The organism is Streptomyces sp. NPDC046261, assembly GCF_040646235.1.
In the GTDB taxonomy this organism is placed as follows: Bacteria; Actinomycetota; Actinomycetes; order Streptomycetales; family Streptomycetaceae; genus Streptomyces.
This window is the reverse complement of record NZ_JBEYZU010000013.1, coordinates 102496-115266: the sequence shown is the minus strand read 5'-3', so window position 1 is coordinate 115266 and position 12771 is coordinate 102496. Positions and strand designations below refer to the sequence as shown.

Sequence of the window (12771 nt, the reverse complement as noted above, 5' to 3'; positions counted from 1 at the left end):
GCCGTGGGTCAGGCGGCGCCGAGGACGGCGCGGCGGGCGGCCCGGAAGCTCTTCCTGGGGTCCCGGTCGGGGTAGGACCAGGGGGCGTGCGTGGCGTGCCGGCCGATGCGGGTGAGCAGGGCCGCGGCCTCGGCGGGGCGGCCCTCGTGCAGCTTGGCGTGGGCCAGGTAGTTGAGGTCGACCTTGCGCCGGGGGTGGGCCGTGGTGGCCGCCGCTGCCCCTGCTCCGTCCGCCGCGTCTGCTGTGTCTGCTGCGTCCGCTGTGTCTGCTGCGTCTGCTGCGTCCTCATCGATGTCCCATTCGAGCCACCAGTCGAACGCCGCCTTCATCACCTGCCGGGCCCGGCGCGTGGTCCAGTGTCCCGAGCGGGCGGGGTCGGCGGGTTCGAGGCCGGCGCCCGCCAGGACGCGGTAGCGCTCGGCGTGGGCGACGACGGGCAGCACGGCCAGCGGGGAGTCCGCGGGGGCCTGTTCGGCGGCCCAGGAGGCGAAGTCGTAGACCTCGTGCAGCGGGTCGTCGCGGTCGCCGTCCTGGCGTTCGGCCAGGCAGGCGGCCATCAGGTGGTGGGCGTGGTGGTGGTCCCGGTGCCGGGCGCGCACCTGGTCGAAGGCGCGCACGCGCTCGTCGTCGGTGCCGGTGCGGCGGGCGAGGAGGAGGATGGCGAGCCAGGGGGTCGGGTCGCGGGGGGCCATGCGGGCGGCGGTCAGGCACAGGGCGCGGGCGGCGTCGGGGCTGTCCTTGCCGTGCAGGGCGCGGAAGACGGTGGCGCAGGCCAGGAGGGCGGCGGCGTCGGGGCTGTCGGGCTCGGCGAGCTGCCACTCCCGGGCCCAGGCGGCGCTGGTGGCGCTCTCGGCGAGGACGACGAGGCGGTGGCCCCGGCGGTCCCAGTCGTCGCCGGTGCGGGCGAGCAGGGTGCGGGTGTCGGCCCAGCGGCCCCGGGTCAGCGCGTCGCGTACGGTCGCGAGTTCGCTGTCGTCCAGGGCGGAGTCGAAGCTCGGCCCGTCCTTGTTCCGGGGGCGGCCCAAGGGGGGTGGGGGCGTCATCTGCGGGGTTCCTCCACGGCGTACGTCCCCTCCGGGCGCCGGGTCAGGGGCGTCCGTGCACATGCTTACTCGATCACGCACAGCAAACCGGTAGTCACGGCTCCGAGTCAAGGCCGGTCCTCACGCTGACATAACGTCAAGTAACGTACCGTCAGCTCCAGTTGCCGCGGACCCCCGGGGCGGGGGATGCGGAACGTCACGGGCACGCGCGCACTGCGAACTACAGTTCGACGATCCGGGGGTCATCACCACTCCGGGCAGGATAAATGCCCAGAAAAGGGGTACTCGACCGCCATGCCGCCCCCTGCGGCGGCTATCGTCTCCCTGCCAAGTGTCCGACGACCGCTCGGTCTTGAGGTGCGCGACGTGATGGTCTTCGCCTTCGCCGTGAGCGCGGCATGCTTCCTGGGTGTGGGGTTCGTCCTCCAGCAGAACGCCGCGCAGCGGGCCCCCATGAGCGACTTCCTCTCGCTCCGGCTGCTGCTGGACCTGGCCCGGATGCCGCGCTGGCTGGCGGGCATCGCGTTCATGGTGTGCGGCATGGCGCTGGGCGCGATCGCGCTCGGCCGGGGCGAGGTCTCGCTGGTCGAGCCGCTGCTGGCGACGAACCTGCTGTTCGCGATGGCCTTCTCCCGGTGGCTGACCAGAGCCCCGCTCGGGCTGACCGGCTGGGCGGGCCTGTGGCTGCTGGCGGGCGGGGTGGCCGCCTTCATCGTCGCGGGGCGGCCGCACGGCGGGCGCACCGTGACCGATCCGCTGCGCCACTGGCTGGTCGTCGGCGTCATGGTGGGTGCGGCCCTGCTGCTGGCGGCCCTCTCCAAACGGGTGCGGATGAGCACGGAGGCGGCCCTGCTGGCGGTGGCGGCCGGGCTGCTGTACGGCGTGCAGGACGCGCTCACCCGGGTGTGCGGCGGCCGGCTGGCCCAGGGCTGGACCGTCCTGGCCACGAGCTGGCAGCCGTACGCGGTGGTGGCGCTCGGGGTCGCGGCGCTGGTGCTGGTGCAGAGCGCCTTCGAGACGGCGCCCCTGCGGATGTCGCTGCCCGCCCTGACCGCCGCCCAGCCGCTGGCGGGGATCGCCTGCGGGGTCGGGTTCATGGGCGACCAGCTGCGCACGACGCCGGGGGCGCTGGCGGCCCAGGCCGCGGGCGTGGTGGCGATCGTCCTCGGGATCGTCCTGATCGGCCGGCATCCGGCCATGCCCTCGGGGATGGCGGCGCCCGGGCAGATCCGCGACCTCCAGCCGTACTGACGGCGGGCTGCTTGGATGACCCCATGACTGATCAGCAGCCGCTCGGGGCCGATGAGGTACTGGACGTCGTCGACGAGCACGACCGGGTCGTGGGGCAGGCGCGGCGGGGCGAGGTGTACGCGCGGAAGCTGCGGCACCGCTGTGTGTTCGTCCAGGCCAGGGACGCGCGGGGGCGGATCTTCGTGCACCGGCGCACCGCGCGCAAGCTCGTCTTCCCCTCGCGCTACGACATGTTCGTCGGCGGTGCCCTCGGGACGGGCGAGTCCTACGACGGGGCCGCGCTGCGGGAGGCCGAGGAGGAGCTGGGCGTCAGCGGACTGCCCGCACCCACGCCGCTGTTCCGTTTCCTTTATGAGACGCCCGAGCACAGCTGGTGGTCGGCGGTCTACGAGGTGCGCTGCGACCTTCCGGTCCGGCCTCAGGAGGAAGAGGTCGCCTGGTACGGCTTCCTGTCCGAGGAGGAGCTGCGGGCGCGCCTGGACAGCTGGCCGTGGGTGCCGGACGGGCTCGAGGCGTACCACCGGCTCCAGGAACACCGCGGGGCCCGGGAGTAGCCCCGGGCCCCGCGGCGGCCGCTCACTCGACCGTGACGATGATCTTGCCTCGCGTGTGGCCCTGGGCGCTCAGGCGCTGTGCGTCGGCCGTCTTCTCCAGTGGGAAGACCTCGGCCACCTCGACCGTGAGCACGCCCTGCTCGGCCAGGCGGCTCAGCGCCGTGAGGTCGGCGGTGTCGGGGCGCACCCACAGCAGGCGGCCGCCGAGGCCGGCCACGGCCGGGTCGGCGACGGAGACCAGGCGGGCGCCGTCGGCCGCCACCTCGGGCGAGATCTCGATCGCCCCGCCGCCGACCAGGTCGAGGACCGCGGTCACGCCCTTGGGCGCCAGGGCCCGTACGCGCCCGGCGAGGCCCTCGCCGTAGGTGACGGGCTCGGCGCCCAGGGAGCGCAGGTAGTCGTGGTTGCGCTCGCTGGCCGTGCCGATGACGCGGGCGCCGAGGTGCCGGGCGAGCTGGACGGCCATGGTGCCGACGCCGCCGGCCGCGGCGTGGATCAGCACGGTGTCGCCCTCCCCCGCCTTGACCGCCTTCAGGGCCTGGTAGGCGGTCAGGCCCGCCAGCGGGATGCCCGCGGCCTCCTCGAAGGTGAGGTTGGCGGGCTTGGGCGCGAGCGTGCGCACCGGGGCGGCCACGTACTCGGCGAACGTGCCCCGGGAGAGGAAGTCCTCCCGGACATAGCCGATGACCTCGTCGCCCACCTGGAACTCGGGGGTGTCCGAGCCCGGCGCGACGACCACGCCGGAGACGTCCCAGCCGGGCACGACCGGGAAGACGGGCTCGATCAGGCCGTCGAGGTAGCCGGCCTGCGCCTTCCAGTCGACGGGGTTGACGGCCGCCGCCTTGACCTTGATCAGGACGGCGTCGGGGCCGGTCTTGGGCCGGGGGATGTCGCCGTACTCGAGGACCTCGGGGCCGCCGTAGGTCCGGTAGCTGACAGCCTTCATCGTGCTGACTCCTTTGTCGCTGGGGGCGGTGTTCAGCGTGTGGCGGGTGCGGTTTCAGCGTGGGACGCCGGGGCCTGGCCCGCCACCGCTGCCGGCCCCAGGGTTCGGATCTTCTTCAGGCCCAGCCAGGCCACGGCGGAGACCAGCAGGAACGCGGTCCCCGCGATGACGAAGGTCAGCGTGAACTGGCTCTCCGCGGGCAGCTCGGGCGCGCCCGGCGGCAGGTGCTCGACGCTCTTGGAGGCGAGGACCGTGGTGATCATCGCGCTGCCGATGGCGCTGCCGGTCGAGCGGGAGATGGAATTGATGCCGTTGGCGATGCCGGTCTGGTGGTGCGGGACGCTGGCGACGATCACGGCCGGCATGGCGGCGTAGCCGAGGCTGATGGCCGCGCCGACGAACATGCCCGCGGCGATCACCGAGAGGGTGTGCTCGTGGTCGAGCGCGATCCATACGAAGCCGGCGGTGCCGGTGAGCGAGGCGAGCAGCAGCACCAGGCGCGGGCCGTGGTGGCGGACGAGCCGGCCGCCGACGGGGGCCGCGAGCAGCGAGACGATGGTGCTGGGCAGCAGGTACTCCACCGAGGCGCGCAGGACGCCGGCGTCGAAGCCATAGCCGGTGATCTTCGAGGGCATCTGGACGAGGTAGGAGACGCCGATGAAGAGGGCGAAGGAGCCGAAGCCGACGAGGAGGCCGGCGAGGTTGGCGAAGAGCACCGGGCGGTGGGCGAACATCTTCATGTCCACCAGCGGCTCGCGGACCCTGCGCTCGACCAGCGTCCAGAGCACGGCCATCACGACGGCGCCGGCGAAGCAGCCGGCGGTGCGGCCGGAGGACCAGCCCCATTCGTGGCCCTGGGTGATCGGCAGCAGGAGCAGCACCAGCGTGGCGGCCAGGGTGAGCGCGCCGAGGACGTCGGTGCGGCCGCCGGTGGTCTCGCGGGTGGCGGGGACGAGGGTGACGACCGCGATCAGGGCGAGCGTGGCGAGGCCGGTGGCCAGCCAGAAGGCGCTGCGGTAGTCGGGATCGTCGCCGGAGGTGAGCAGGCCGGTGGCGACGAGCGCCAGGCCGCTGCCGAAGGCGAGGGTGCCGCTGACCATGGCCATCGCGCCGGGCAGCTTGGCCGGGCGGACCTCCTCGCGCAGGACGGACAGCGCGAGCGGGAAGATCGCGGTGGCGGCGCCCTGCAGGACGCGGCCGACGATGAGCCAGAGCAGGGAGTGCGTCACGGCCGCCAGGACGGACCCGGCGACCATCACGACCAGCACGCCGACCAGCGTCTTCTTCTTGCCGTGCTGGTCGCCGAAGCGGCCGAGCAGCGGGGTGAAGACGGCGGCGGAGAGCAGGGTCGCGGTGGTGACCCAGCTGACGTCGGCGGAGGTGGTCCCGAGGTCGTTCTGGATGAGGCCGAGGATCGGCACGACAAGGGTCTGCATCATCGAGACGACCATGGCGGCGAGGCTCAGGGCGAAGACCGTTCGCGTCTCGGCGCGTGTCCCGTTCCGCGGGCCGGCCGGTGCTGCGGGCGCTGGCGAGGTCATGAGGGGGAGGGGTTCCTTCGGGCTGCGGGCCAGTTACTTCACGACATTGATGCTTGAGATCGTCAAGCAACTCGCATCACGGTAGGACCCGATACTTCACATAGTCAAGTTAATGATTTAAGCCATCAAGCTCTTTGAGTACACTCGACCCATGACCGGCCCGACCTCACACGCCCCGACCAAGGCCCAGCTCCTCGAGCTGGTGGCCGCGCTCGGCACCGCCCAGTGGCAGGACTTCGCGGCCGCCGCCGCCCGCCACGGCCTCACCTCCGTCCAGGCCAAGCTGCTGTCCCAGCTCAAGGGCCCGGTGCCGATGCGGGGCCTGGCCACCCTGCTGGTCTGCGACGCCTCCAACGTCACCGGCATCGTGGACCGGCTCGAGGCGCGCGGCCTGGTGCGCCGCGAGCCCGACCCCGCCGACCGCCGGGTGAAGAACGTGGTCGCCACCGACGAGGGCCACGAGACCATCCGCCGGGTACGGGCCGAGATGCAGGCCACCCACAGCGCGCTCGACGCCCTCGACGAGAACGAGCGCACGACGCTGTTCGGCCTCCTGGAGCGGCTGCGCCCCGGCCTGGAGCACCGCGCCTGACACGCGTCCGACCTGCGCCCCACCACCTCGCGCACGCGCGCCCGGCCGCCCGTATTCTGACGGTCGGTCGGATCCGCCCGGCCGGGCGGCGGACGCCATGGGAGGCCAACGATGACCACGACGCGCGACGACGCGCCCACCGACGGGGCGACGGGCACCGAGCCGTACACCGTCCCCCTCGCACCCGGCGTGAGCGCCTACATCCAGCCCGACGGCGGCTGGTGCCTGAACAACGCGGGGTTCGTGAGCGACGGCGGCCGCACCCTGCTGATCGACACCGCCGCCACCGAGCGGCGCGCCCGCCTGCTGCGCGACGCGGTGGCCGCGAGCGGCGCGCCGCAGCCGCAGATCCTGGTCAACACCCACCACCACGGCGACCACACCTACGGCAACTGTGTCTTCACGCCCGGCGCCACGGTCATCGGCCACACCGACTGCCGCCGCGAGACCCTCGCCGCGGGCCTGCAGTTGCACCAGGCCTGGCCCGCCGTCGAGTACGGCGACATCGAGGTCAGCGCCCCGAACCTCACCTACACCGACACCCTCACCGTGCACGTCGGCGACATCGAGGTGCGGCTGATCCACCCCGGCCCCGCGCACACCGTCGGCGACACCATCGCCTGGCTGCCGGAGCAGGGCGTCGTCTTCACCGGCGACCTCGTCTTCAACGGCGGTACCCCCTTCGTGATGATGGGCTCGCTCAGCGGCTCGCTGCGCGCCCTTCAGACGCTGCGCGCGCTCGACGCGCCCACGGTCGTACCGGGGCACGGCCGCGTGACCGACCCGGGCGTCTACGACACCGTCGAGCGCTACCTGCGCTACGTCCAGGAACTGGCCCGCACCTCCCACGCCGCCGGCCGCACCCCGCTGGAGGCCGCGCGCACAGCGGACCTGGGCGAGTTCGCCGACCTGCGCGAGAGCGAACGCCTGGTCGCCAACCTGCACCGCGCCTACGCGGAGCTGGACGGGCTGCCGCTGGGCTCACCGCTGGACCTGATGCCCGTCCTCGGGGACATGACGCTGATGAACGGCGGCCGGCCCCTGCCCTGCCACGCGTGAGAGAGGCCGGGTGACCCCTGGACGGCATACCGACTGGTCGGCATGATGAGGCCGGTCGTCATGCCGTCCGTCCACCGGACGTACGGCCGTACGTTCAACTCCGTGTGGAGGGGCACTCGATGAGCAAGGACAACCTGCCGGGGCTCGATCCGGAGCGGCTGCGCGCCCACCTGGAGCGCGAACGGCCCGGGCTGGTGCGCGGAGCGCTGCGCGCCGAGCTGATCGAAGGGGGGCGGTCCAACCTCACCTACGCGGTGCGCGACGACGGCCCCGGGCACTGGGTGGTGCGCCGGCCCCCGCTGGGGCACGTGCTGGCCACCGCGCACGACATGCGGCGCGAGCACCGGGTGATCGACGCGCTGCGCGGTACGGCGGTGCCGGTGCCGCGGGCGGTGCTGCTCTGCGAGGACGAGGACGTCATCGGGGCGCCTTTCTACGTCATGGAGTTCGTCGAGGGCACGCCCTACCGCACCGCGGGCCAGCTCACCGCCCTCGGCCCGGAGCGCACCCGCAAGGTCGTGCTGGAGCTGACCGACACGCTCGTCGCCCTGCACGCCGTGGACCCACCGGCGGCCGGGCTGGCGGACTTCGGGCGCCCGGAGGGCTTCCTGGAGCGGCAGCTGCGCCGGTGGGACAAGCAGCTCCAGGCCTCGCGCGGGCGCGACCTGCCCGGCATCGACGAGCTGCACCGGGAGCTCGCCGCGGCGCTGCCCCACTCCCCCGCGCCCACCGTCGTGCACGGCGACTACCGGCTCGACAACGTCCTGGTCGGCGCCGACGACACGATCGCGGCGGTCCTGGACTGGGAGATGTCCACCCTCGGCGACCCGCTCACCGACCTCGGCCTGTTGATCATGTACAGCGAGCAGCGGGAGATCCCCGGCTCCCCCCTCTGCACCACCCGCGGCGCTCCCGGCCACCCGGAGCCGGCCGAGATCGCCGGGCGCTACGCGGCCCGCTCCGGCCGCGACATCTCGGCGCTGCCCTGGTACACCGCCTTCGCCTACTTCAAGCTCGCGGTGATCCTGGAGGGCATCCACCGCCGCTACACCCTCGGGCAGACCGTCGGCGAGGGCTTCGACCGCATCGGGGAGCTCGTCCCGCTGTTCACCGACAACGGGCTCACCACCCTGCGGAAGGGCTGAGCACATGGACTTCGCATTCGACGCCCGCACCGAGGAACTGCGCGGCCGGCTGCTGGCCTTCATGGACGAGCAGGTCCACCCGGCGGAGGCCGTGGCGGCACGGCAGCGGCAGGAGGCGGCCTCGCCCTGGGACGTCCCACCGGTGGTGGAGGAGCTCAAGGCCGAGGCGCGCCGGCGCGGGCTGTGGAATCTCTTCCTTCCCGACGAGCGGTACGGCGCCGGCCTGACCAACCTGCAGTACGCGCCACTGGCCGAGATCACCGGCCGCAGCCCCCAGCTCGCCCCCACCGCGCTGAACTGCGCGGCCCCCGACACCGGGAACATGGAGCTGCTCGCGCAGTTCGGCACCGCGGAGCAGCGCGAGCTCTGGCTCGAGCCGCTGCTGGCGGGCACGATGCGCTCGGCGTTCGCGATGACCGAGCCGGACGTGGCCTCCTCGGACGCGACGAACATCGAGACCCGCATCGAGCGGGACGGCGACGCGTACGTCGTCACCGGCCGCAAGTGGTACATCTCCGGTGCCCTGCACCCGGATTGCCGGATCTTCATCGTGATGGGCAAGACCGACCCGGACGCCACGGACATCCGCCGGCAGCAGTCCATGGTGCTCGTCCCCCGGGACGCGCCCGGCGTGCGGATCCGCCGCGCCATGCGGGTCTACGGCTACGAGGACCACTACCACGGCGGGCACGCGGAGGTCGTCTTCGACCGCGTACGGGTCCCGGCGCACCACCTGGTCGGCGAGGAGGGCGGTGGCTTCGCGATCGCCCAGGCCCGGCTCGGCCCGGGCCGGATCCACCACTGCATGCGGCTGATCGGCATGGCCGAGCGCGCCATCGAGCTGATGTGCCGGCGGGCGGTGGCCCGTACGGCCTTCGGCAAGCCCCTCGCCGAGCAGGGGGTGGTGCGGGAGTGGATCGCGGACGCGCGCGTGGCCGTCGAGCAGCTGCGCCTGCTGGTGCTCAAGACGGCATGGCTGATGGACACGGTGGGCAACCGCGGCGCCCACACGGAGATCCAGGCCATCAAGATCGCCACGCCGCGCACGGTCGTCGACATCATCGACCGGGCGGTGCAGGTGCACGGGGCGGCCGGGGTCGGCCAGGACTTCCCGCTGGCGGAGCTGTGGGCGGCGGCGCGGACGCTGCGCCTGGCGGACGGGCCGGACGAGGTGCATCAGCGGTCGCTGGCGCGCAGGGAGCTGGCGCGGTACCGCTAGCGCCGCGCGCCCGGCCCGGCGGCTAGGGGCGCAGCGCCCGCATCAGCAGGTCCGCCAGGTGGTCGGCGACCTGCCGCGCGCTGAGCGGGCCGTCCGGGCGGTACCAGCTGGCCAGGTGGTGGACGGAGCCGAAGTGGTAGTCCACCACCAGGTCGGCGGGGGTCGCCGAGCCGAACACCCCCGAACGCTGGCCCTCCTCCACCAGCGCCCTGAACCGCTCGTGGTAGCGGCGCCGTTCGGCGCGTACCTGCTTGAGCTTCTCGGGGCCCAGGTGGTGCATCGACCGGAAGAAGATCTTCGTGTCGTCGAGGTTCTCGATGGTGGTCACCACGACGTCGGCCGCGGCGTCGCGCAGCCGACGCTCGACCGGCGCGTCGGCGCCCGCGAAGGCGTCGAGCCGCTCCTGCTGCAGCCGCAGGACCCTGCCGTACACCTCGTGCAGCAGGTCGTCCTTCGAGCCGAAGTAGTGGTAGAGCGCCCCCTTGGTCACTCCGGCCGCCCGCACGATCTCCTGTACCGATGTGCGGTCGTACCCCTGCTCGGCGAAGAGCCGGGTGGCGGCCGCCAGCAGCCGCTGGGGTACGGGCCTGCCGCACTTGTCCGTCGTTCCGGCCGCCGCCGTCGTCGTGGCAGTCATCGTCACCACCCGCCTTCCGTGTCCGGCACACTAACCAGTCGGTATGCCGGGGCGGAAGACCCTCACCCATGGGTGAAGTAGCCGCCGGAAGGCTGGACATGCCCCCTTGACGGCAGGACGATGCGCGCACGATCCGAGCGGCCACAGGGGGACATGTGACGGGCATAGGTGTGGAGCCGTACTGGGAGCTGACGTTCGACGCCGAGGGGGACATGGCCCCGGCCGGGCGGGAGGCCCTGGTCCGGGGCGTGGCGGACAGCGGGATCACCGATCTGGTGATCTTCGCCCACGGCTGGAACAACAGCAGGACGTTCGCGAACCGCCTCTACGAACGGTTCTTCACCCCCTTCCCCACCGTGCTCGCCGCCTCCGGGGCCACCGCGCGCCTCGGCTACGGCGGCGTGATCTGGCCGTCCATGCGCTTCACCGACGAGCCCATACCCGACTTCCCGCGGCAGCGCCCGGCGCTCACCGGCGCCGGCCCGGTGCTGGAGCCCGGCACGCTGCGGGCGCTGGCGGACGTCTTCCCCGGCAGCGAGGCCCTGCTGGACCGGATGGCGGAGCTGATCGAGCGGCGACCGCAGGACCCGGCGCGGCTGGAGGAGTTCGCCGCTCTCGTCCGCCGGCTCGTGGCCGGTCCCGGCCGGGAGGCGGTGGCCCGTCCGGAGGATCCCTGCCTCCACGACACCGAGCCGGGTGCGGACGAGCCCGGGGAGCCGGCCATGTTCACCGAGGGCGCGGAGGCGGTGTGCGGGCGCTTCGCCGACGCCGTGGCCTCCGGGGGCGGGGCGGAGGTGTTCGGGGGGCTCGGCCGGCTGTGGTCCGGCGCCCTGGAGTTGCTGCGCCAGGGCTCGTACTGGGAGATGAAGCGGCGCGCGGGCACGGTCGGCCGGACGGGGCTCGGCCCGGTCCTCGCGGCGCTGGCCGAGGCCGCGCCGGCTTTGCGGGTGCACCTGATCGGGCACAGCTTCGGGGGGCGGCTCGTCGCCTTCGCGGCATGGGGCATGGCGGAGCGCGCACGGTGCGTGCACTCCCTCACCCTGCTCCAAGGCGCCTTCTCGCACTACGCGTTCGCGCCCCGGCTGCCGTTCGCCACGGACCGCTCCGGGGCACTGAAAGAGGTGCACGAAAAGGTCTCGGGCCCGGTGCTGTGCTGCCATTCGCGCCACGACCTGGCGCTCAGCGCGCTCTATCCGCTGGCCTCCCGGCTGTCCGGGGACAGCCAGTCGGTGCTCGGGCTCAAGGACCCCCGGTGGGGGGCGATGGGCCATGACGGCGTCCAGGCCGTGGACGGCTGCGTGACGCTGAAGCTGGAACAAGCGCTGGCCGGGCCGCTGCCGGACAGCGGCTGCGTCAACGTCGACGTCGCCTCGGTCGTACGGCGCGGAGGCCCGCCGTCCGGCGCGCACAGCGACATCTGCCACGGGGAGCTGGCCCGTCTCGTGCTGCTGGCCGGGCGGCTCGTGCGCTGAGCGGTGGGTTGAGGATCCGCCACCTTCGAGGCGGCCCACATCTGTGCGCCCGATGGGGGTAGCAGAGCGGAGTCGGCGCGTATCGCGTCCAGGATCCGAATATCCGATGGATCCGAATGGCGACGGGATACGTCCCTTCCATGTCGATCCGAGTCCGCGCCGCCGGAGGTGGGATGCAGTGGCAGGTTTCAGAGCACTAGCCCGGGAAGTCCGCAATCCACGGAACACCATCGCACTGCGACGGACCTCTTTGCGCAAATGCCTCGAGCGCTTCGCCCCCTACGGGCACCGGGCGACGTGGCGCCACCTGTGCGCCCGCGCCGGCATCGCCCCTGACGATCGCGCCCCCGACCCCGCGCTGCTGATCGCCGCGCTGTCCGAGCTGGAGGAGGCCCGCGAGGTCTGGCTGGCGTACGAGGCCGAGTTCGCCGGCCGGCGCCGCCGGGAGAAGCACGACGGCATCCGCCAGCCCAGCGCCGTCGACGACTGGCACCGCAACACCTGGGGAGGCTGCGACATCGTGCCCTGCGCGTCGCCGGAGGTGCAGCCGGACGCACGGCTCGCGGAGGTCCTGCGCCGGGTGATCACGGCCATGGAGTCCGCTCCCGGCGACGCCTGCCCGGTGTGCGCCCAGGAGCGCATCGAGTGGCGCACGGACCTGGAGCGCTACCCGCTGGAGGGGCCCGTCTGCACGGACTGCGGCATCGTGGTCCCCGTGCCCGTCCTCACCCCCGCCGCGCTGTCCGCGGCGCGGCGGTACACCTTCGCCGAGCGCTACGCGGCGGTGTGACGGCGTTCCCCGGGGCACCCGGGGAACGTCCGGCCCTGGCCGGCGGGCCGGCCGTCAGCCGTTGCGCTGGCCGTACAGGATCGAGCCGCTGCCCATGGTGCCGAAGCGGTCGTCCGGGTTGGACAGGGCGCACCTGTCGAGCGAGAGGCAGCCGCAGCCGATGCAGTCGTCCAGGCGGTCGCGCAACGCGTTCAGCTGCTGTATCCGCTGGTCCAGCTCCACCCGCCAGATCTCCGACAGCCGGGCCCAGTCGGCGCGGTTGGGGGTGCGCTCGTCGGGCAGCTCGGCGAGCGCGTCACGGATCGTGGCGAGCGGGATGCCGACGCGCTGGGCGGCGCGGATGAAGGCGACCCGGCGCAGCGCGTCACGGTCGTAGCGGCGCTGGTTGCCCGCCGTGCGACGGCTGTTGATCAGCCCCTTGGTCTCGTAGAAGTGCAGTGCGGAGACGGCCGCGCCGCTGCGCGCGGAGAGCTGCCCGACGGTGAGCTCATGAATCTTGTTCGAAATCTGCGGCACGGCTCA

The 12771-nt window shown here is 73.1% G+C and carries 13 protein-coding genes; 8 read left to right on the top strand and 5 right to left on the bottom strand.

Translation table 11 applies throughout. The features are described from left to right. Positions 1 to 8: 8 nt before the first annotated feature. Entirely contained in the window at positions 9 to 1043 is a 1035-nt protein-coding gene (locus ABZ956_RS22190; protein WP_361896235.1) for a hypothetical protein, read from the bottom strand. Positions 1044 to 1412: 369 nt separating this feature from the next. On the opposite strand from ABZ956_RS22190, the gene ABZ956_RS22185 reads away from it, so the two are divergent. Further along, positions 1413 to 2294: a DMT family transporter gene (locus ABZ956_RS22185; protein WP_361896413.1), complete on the top strand. Its 882-nt coding sequence runs from the start codon at positions 1413 to 1415 to the stop codon at positions 2292 to 2294. 23 nt (positions 2295 to 2317) lie between these two features. Continuing rightward, positions 2318 to 2848 (top strand): NUDIX domain-containing protein, encoded by a 531-nt coding sequence (locus ABZ956_RS22180; protein ID WP_361896232.1) that lies wholly within the window; start codon positions 2318 to 2320, stop codon positions 2846 to 2848. 22 nt (positions 2849 to 2870) lie between these two features. Here the strand turns inward: ABZ956_RS22180 and ABZ956_RS22175 are convergent, their stop codons facing one another. Together ABZ956_RS22175 and ABZ956_RS22170 are read right to left on the bottom strand one after the other, a co-directional pair. Beyond that, positions 2871 to 3794, bottom strand: a complete 924-nt coding sequence (locus ABZ956_RS22175) for an NADP-dependent oxidoreductase (RefSeq protein ID WP_361896229.1) — start codon at positions 3792 to 3794, stop codon at positions 2871 to 2873. Positions 3795 to 3826: 32 nt separating this feature from the next. Beyond that, positions 3827 to 5335 carry an MFS transporter gene (locus ABZ956_RS22170; RefSeq protein WP_361896227.1) on the bottom strand — a complete coding sequence of 503 codons (1509 nt, stop codon included), beginning with the start codon at positions 5333 to 5335 and terminating at the stop codon, positions 3827 to 3829. A gap of 151 nt (positions 5336 to 5486) precedes the next feature. Between ABZ956_RS22170 and ABZ956_RS22165 the strand changes: the two genes are divergently transcribed. The 4 genes from ABZ956_RS22165 to ABZ956_RS22150 all read left to right on the top strand — a co-directional run bounded on the left by ABZ956_RS22165 (position 5487) and on the right by ABZ956_RS22150 (position 9350). After that, the gene (locus ABZ956_RS22165; protein WP_361896224.1) at positions 5487 to 5927 is read left to right on the top strand and encodes a MarR family transcriptional regulator; all 441 of its coding nucleotides are present in this window, start codon (positions 5487 to 5489) and stop codon (positions 5925 to 5927) included. 111 nt (positions 5928 to 6038) lie between these two features. Beyond that, positions 6039 to 6986 (top strand): MBL fold metallo-hydrolase, encoded by a 948-nt coding sequence (locus tag ABZ956_RS22160; RefSeq protein ID WP_361896221.1) that lies wholly within the window; start codon positions 6039 to 6041, stop codon positions 6984 to 6986. A gap of 119 nt (positions 6987 to 7105) precedes the next feature. Next, complete coding sequence (locus ABZ956_RS22155; protein ID WP_361896218.1) at positions 7106 to 8131, top strand: phosphotransferase family protein; 1026 nt, start codon at positions 7106 to 7108, stop codon at positions 8129 to 8131. A 4-nt stretch (positions 8132 to 8135) separates the two neighbouring features. Next, a complete protein-coding gene (locus ABZ956_RS22150) occupies positions 8136 to 9350 on the top strand; it encodes an acyl-CoA dehydrogenase family protein (protein ID WP_361896215.1) in 1215 nt (404 codons plus the stop codon). A 22-nt stretch (positions 9351 to 9372) separates the two neighbouring features. On the opposite strand, the gene ABZ956_RS22145 is transcribed toward ABZ956_RS22150, so the two are convergent. Continuing rightward, positions 9373 to 9987, bottom strand: a complete 615-nt coding sequence (locus tag ABZ956_RS22145) for a TetR/AcrR family transcriptional regulator (RefSeq protein WP_361896212.1) — start codon at positions 9985 to 9987, stop codon at positions 9373 to 9375. Between the two features lie 155 nt (positions 9988 to 10142). On the opposite strand from ABZ956_RS22145, the gene ABZ956_RS22140 reads away from it, so the two are divergent. Further along, a complete protein-coding gene (locus tag ABZ956_RS22140) occupies positions 10143 to 11459 on the top strand; it encodes a serine-threonine protein kinase (protein ID WP_361896210.1) in 1317 nt (438 codons plus the stop codon). Between the two features lie 178 nt (positions 11460 to 11637). Next, positions 11638 to 12249, top strand: coding sequence for a hypothetical protein (locus tag ABZ956_RS22135; protein WP_361896207.1), 612 nt, complete (start codon positions 11638 to 11640; stop codon positions 12247 to 12249). Between the two features lie 54 nt (positions 12250 to 12303). Here the strand turns inward: ABZ956_RS22135 and soxR are convergent, their stop codons facing one another. Continuing rightward, on the bottom strand, positions 12304 to 12765 hold the full coding sequence (soxR, locus tag ABZ956_RS22130) for a redox-sensitive transcriptional activator SoxR (protein WP_361896205.1): 462 nt from the start codon (positions 12763 to 12765) through the stop codon (positions 12304 to 12306). Positions 12766 to 12771: the final 6 nt, after the last annotated feature.

What these genes read in the sequence shown, in the direction of transcription:
- ABZ956_RS22145 (WP_361896212.1), bottom strand. Translation starts at nt 9,987, where the DNA reads ATGACTGCCACGACGACGGCGGCGGCCGGAACGACGGACAAGTGCGGC.
- ABZ956_RS22180 (WP_361896232.1), top strand. Translation starts at nt 2,318, where the DNA reads ATGACTGATCAGCAGCCGCTCGGGGCCGATGAGGTACTGGACGTCGTC.
- ABZ956_RS22150 (WP_361896215.1), top strand. Translation starts at nt 8,136, where the DNA reads ATGGACTTCGCATTCGACGCCCGCACCGAGGAACTGCGCGGCCGGCTG.
- ABZ956_RS22185 (WP_361896413.1), top strand. Translation starts at nt 1,413, where the DNA reads ATGGTCTTCGCCTTCGCCGTGAGCGCGGCATGCTTCCTGGGTGTGGGG.
- ABZ956_RS22190 (WP_361896235.1), bottom strand. Translation starts at nt 1,043, where the DNA reads ATGACGCCCCCACCCCCCTTGGGCCGCCCCCGGAACAAGGACGGGCCG.
- ABZ956_RS22170 (WP_361896227.1), bottom strand. Translation starts at nt 5,335, where the DNA reads ATGACCTCGCCAGCGCCCGCAGCACCGGCCGGCCCGCGGAACGGGACA.
- ABZ956_RS22175 (WP_361896229.1), bottom strand. Translation starts at nt 3,794, where the DNA reads ATGAAGGCTGTCAGCTACCGGACCTACGGCGGCCCCGAGGTCCTCGAG.
- ABZ956_RS22155 (WP_361896218.1), top strand. Translation starts at nt 7,106, where the DNA reads ATGAGCAAGGACAACCTGCCGGGGCTCGATCCGGAGCGGCTGCGCGCC.
- ABZ956_RS22165 (WP_361896224.1), top strand. Translation starts at nt 5,487, where the DNA reads ATGACCGGCCCGACCTCACACGCCCCGACCAAGGCCCAGCTCCTCGAG.
- ABZ956_RS22160 (WP_361896221.1), top strand. Translation starts at nt 6,039, where the DNA reads ATGACCACGACGCGCGACGACGCGCCCACCGACGGGGCGACGGGCACC.